Consider the following 4,671-nt stretch of genomic DNA (forward strand, 5'->3'; position numbering starts at 1 on the left):
TTACTCGTTGCGTGAAGCCCAAATAATCATCGAAAGGTGGAGGATACACTACAATACCAAACGCCCCCATAGTGCGCTGAACTTCCGCCCACCGGCTCCTGAAGTAATCATTCCAGTAGACCAAAGGCCAGTCATGCACTAACTTTCAAACCGGACCACTCAAGTGGGGCTGATCATATTCCCTTTCAAAAAAGTCATTGCGGATGCATTTCTAACTGCGCATTGTTCTACTGAACATTACCAATCTATGGTTTTATAATAAAAATTTACAATCTTTATTACTCATGCATATATGAATAGTGATTTAATGATTCATATATGGGCTCTCAAAATGACAAATACCGCTCCTATCGCCGATGATATCGAAAAAACAGAGCGTGAAGATACCTCTGTTGTGATTACTCCTTCGTTCCTTGATATCGATACATCGGATACGCATAGTTTCATGGTCGATACGTCAGATACGCTTGGTTCAGTGACTGTAAATGATGACGGAACAATCTCATATGATCCAAATGGTAAGTTTGAATACCTGGCAGCCTATGCAGGGGATCTGGAAGATGAGACCACCACTGCATATGATAGTTTCACATATACGGTGACGGATAGCTCCGGGGCGAGTTCAACTGCAACCGTAACCGTCAGAATTCTTGGTCAGAATGATGGTCCAGTGGCTGCTGCGACGAGTGAGACCACGGATGAAGATAGCTCTGTTACCGTAATCCCTGAGTTTTCCGATAAAGACACCTCAGACACGCACAGCTTCAGCGTGGATATCAGTAAGACAGCAGGTTCGGTAACTGTGAATGAGGACGGCACGTTCTCTTATGACCCCAATGGTGCGTTTGAGTACCTGGCAGTCGGAGAAACAGCAACAGACAGCTTTACCTATACTGTCATAGACGCAGCTGGTGAGAGTTCAACTGAGACTGTGAGCGTTACCATCACTGGCCAGAATGACGGACCTGTGGCTGTTGCGATGAGTGAGACCACGGAAGAAGATAACTCTGTTACCATAGTCCCTGAGTTTTCCGATAAAGACACCTCAGACACGCACAGCTTCAGCGTGGATATCAGTAAGACAGCAGGTTCGGTAACTGTGAATGAGGACGGCACGTTCTCTTATGACCCCAATGGTGCGTTTGAGTATCTGGCGGTTGGAGAAACAGCAATTGACAGCTTTGCCTATAAAGTGACAGACGCAGCAGGTGAGAGCTCTACTCAGACTGTGATGATTACCATTACTGGCCAGAATGATGCACCAGTTGCTGCGGCTGTTGAAGCTGAGGTGAGTGAAGGTGGAACCATTACCATCAATAATGGTGTGAGTGATGCGGACACATCAGATGTACATCTGATTGGTATTAATAATACAGAGACCCAGGGGACAGTCCTTGTAAACTCTGACGGTACATTTGCCTACGATACCAACGGCCAGTTTGATCATCTGGGAGCAGGTGAAACGGCAACTGACAGCTTTGTCTATCTGGCTCTTGATGGTTCCTGGAGCGGCACTTCAGCAAGGGTCACTGTAACCATAACCGGGGAAAATGATGCGCCGGTCGCCGCTGAAGTTTTCAGTGAAACTGACGAGGACAGCAGCCTTACGATTACGCCGTCTTATTCAGAGGCAGATACGTCAGACACCCACAGCTTTAGTGTCGACACCAGTGAGACGGCTGGTTCCGTTACCGTGAATGATGATGGAACATTCTCTTATGACCCGATTGGTGCGTTTGAGGGCCTGACAGCTGGTGAGACGGCTACAGATACCTTTAGCTACACGGTGACAGACAGCTCCGGCGCAAGCTCCACTGAAACTGTGACAATTGAAATTACTGGCGTGAATGACGCCCCTGTTGTTTCGGGTCTTTCTGCGGAAACCTCAGAGGGCACCAGTGTCTTGATCGACCCGGTGTTTACAGATGCGGAAGCTTCAGACACCCACACTTTCACATTTGATGTAAGTAAGACCTCAGGTGCAGTTGCTTTGGTTGATGGCAGCTTCAGCTATAATCCCAATGGTGCCTTTGAGGGTCTGGCTGTTGGCGAAAGCTCCACGGATACCTTCAACTACACGGTAACGGATAGTTCCGGTACAAGCTCCACGAATACGGTCACGGTGACCATCAGTGGTGCAAATGATGGGCCTGTTGCTTCTGTGACCGCTGCCAGCACTGATGAGGACAGCTCTGTAACCATCACACCGGACTACACGGATGTTGACAGCTCTGATACCCATAGCTTCAGTGTGGATACCACCAACACACTTGGCTCGGTCACAGTGAATGAGGATGGTAAGTTCTCCTACGATCCGACAAATTTAGTCGGCTCTCTGGGACTTGGCGAAACCATAACTGATACCTTCAATTACACGGTTACAGACAGCGCTGGAGAATCGTCAACCGCGACAGCCAGCGTGAGCGTTGCAGGCGACAGTGAAATACTGGCCGGGAGTACGGGGGATGATATCTATTTGATCCGGGCGGATAGCGGTTCAACCATGATCGATTTCACCACTGAAGTTGACGGTGGCGGGTATGACACGGTTGTTTTTGAGGATCTGTCTCTTCTTGACCTTACAATTACAACAGTTGATCACGATGGCGACAACGGTATCGCTCTGAAACTCTCTTGGGATGCAGATGGGGGTAGACCAGCAGGTCAACTCCAGATCGCCAACATGGGCCAGCATATTGAGCGATTTGAGTTTGCTGACGGGACAACTCTCAGCAAGATCGAGGTGCTGAATGATGGCCGTGTTGAGTTAACTGGTACTGACGGTGACGACAATATTACTGCTGGAGATCTGGCGGCACGTATTAATGGTGGTGAAGGAAGAGATACAGTTCGCTACTTCGATGCAACGGCCGCCGTCACCGTTAATCTCTCCGACCAGTCTCAAAATGCAGGCGATGCAGCTGGAGATGAATACATCTCCATCGAAAACATCATGGGCACGGATGCTTACGGTGATACCCTCACAGGTGATGCTGGTAACAACAGGCTCTGGGGCTATGGAGGTGATGATAAGCTTTATGGTGGAGAGGGGCGTGATTATCTGTTTGGTGGAGCCGGTGCAGATCACCTTGATGGTGGTGCTGGTTCTGACCTAGCCTATTATCATGCATCGAATGCAGGAGTAACAATCAACCTTGCTGAAGGTACTTCCAGTGGTGGGCATGCGACAGGAGATGTCCTTGTCAATATTGAAAGTATTGAGGGCTCTCATTACGATGATGTCCTGATAGGCGACAGTAACAATAACTCCCTTTATGCCCAAAATGGTCTTGACCATCTTTATGGCGGAGAAGGAAATGACACGCTCAATGCCTATGGTTCTGGGGCAGACTACCTTGATGGTGGCGAAGGAAATGATACGGTAAGATACCGCTGGTCCCACGCAGCTGTTACCGTTAATCTCTCCGACCAGTCTCAAAACGCAGGCGATGCAGCTGGAGATGAATACATCTCCATAGAAAACGTCATGGGTACTGATAGGTACGATGATATCCTGACAGGCGATGCAGCTAATAACAGGCTCTCGGGCTACGGAGGTGATGATAAGCTTTATGGTGGAGAGGGGCGTGATTATCTGTTTGGTGGAGCCGGTGCAGATCACCTTGATGGTGGTGCTGGTTCTGACATAGCCTATTATCATGCATCAGATGCAGGAGTAACGATCAACCTTGCTGAAGATACTGCCAGTGGTGGGCATGCGACAGGAGATGTCCTTGTCAATATTGAAAGTATTGAGGGCTCTCATTACGATGATGTCCTGATAGGCGACAGTAACAATAACTCCCTTTATGCCCAAAATGGTCTTGACCATCTTTATGGCGGAGAAGGAAATGACACGCTCAATGCCTATGGTTCTGGGGCAGACTACCTTGATGGTGGCGAAGGAAATGATACGGTAAGATACCGCTGGTCCCACGCAGCTGTTACCGTTAATCTCTCCGACCAGTCTCAAAACGCAGGCGATGCAGCTGGAGACGAATACGTCTCCATTGAAAACATCATGGGCACAGATGCTTATGGCGATATCCTCACTGGTGATGCTGGTGACAACAAGCTTTGGGGGTATGGAGGTAATGATACTTTGACTGGTGGTGCAGGTTCAGACGTATTTGTGTTTCACGATTCTGGTATTTATATCTCTGATTTTGGTAAGAATGTGATCACCGACTTCCAATCTGGTCAAGGATCAGATGATGTCATTCTCTTTGATGCAGAGATATTGGCGGACTTTGACGCTGTCATTGCAGCAGCTAGCAATGATGGAGCAGACACGGTAATTACGCTGGATGATGATAGTTCAATCACCTTGAAAGGTGTAGTGATATCCGATTTGCATTCAGACGACTTCCAGTTTGTCTGATTTAGTTTTTGGCATCACAGCGCTATAATATCTCTCGGCGGCTTCGTGCCGCCGAGGCTTTTCTATACACAAATCCAGAGTGTGTAGAAGGGTAAGTCTGATTATCAGCTTCCCGGCCCAAGTTCGTGTCACAAATCTATGGCAGACGACGACCATGCCTTCATGGACTGGCTCAGGAAAACTGGAGAGCCTTCTGATACGATAAATTGAGGAGGACTTCATGGGTCGAAAACATTATACGGAAGAGTTTAAACGGGAAGCGGTACGGCTGGTGGAAGTGAGTGGTCGGC

2 protein-coding genes are annotated in these 4,671 nt (G+C 48.3%); both read left to right on the forward strand.

The genetic code is table 11. The annotated features are described in order from the left end of the window. A partial coding sequence (locus PsAD37_RS27690) for an integrase core domain-containing protein (protein WP_153039653.1) occupies positions 1 to 142 on the forward strand: 142 nt, incomplete at its 5' end. A 189-nt stretch (positions 143 to 331) separates the two neighbouring features. Next, positions 332 to 4,381 (forward strand): Ig-like domain-containing protein, encoded by a 4,050-nt coding sequence (locus PsAD37_RS17310; RefSeq protein ID WP_193778290.1) that lies wholly within the window; start codon positions 332 to 334, stop codon positions 4,379 to 4,381. Positions 4,382 to 4,671: the final 290 nt, after the last annotated feature.

Source organism: Pseudovibrio sp. Ad37 (assembly GCF_001623075.1).
Classification (GTDB): domain Bacteria; phylum Pseudomonadota; class Alphaproteobacteria; order Rhizobiales; family Stappiaceae; genus Pseudovibrio.

Coding starts and splice junctions, on each gene's coding strand:
- PsAD37_RS17310 (WP_193778290.1), top strand. CDS start 332: ATGACAAATACCGCTCCTATCGCCGATGATATCGAAAAAACAGAGCGT.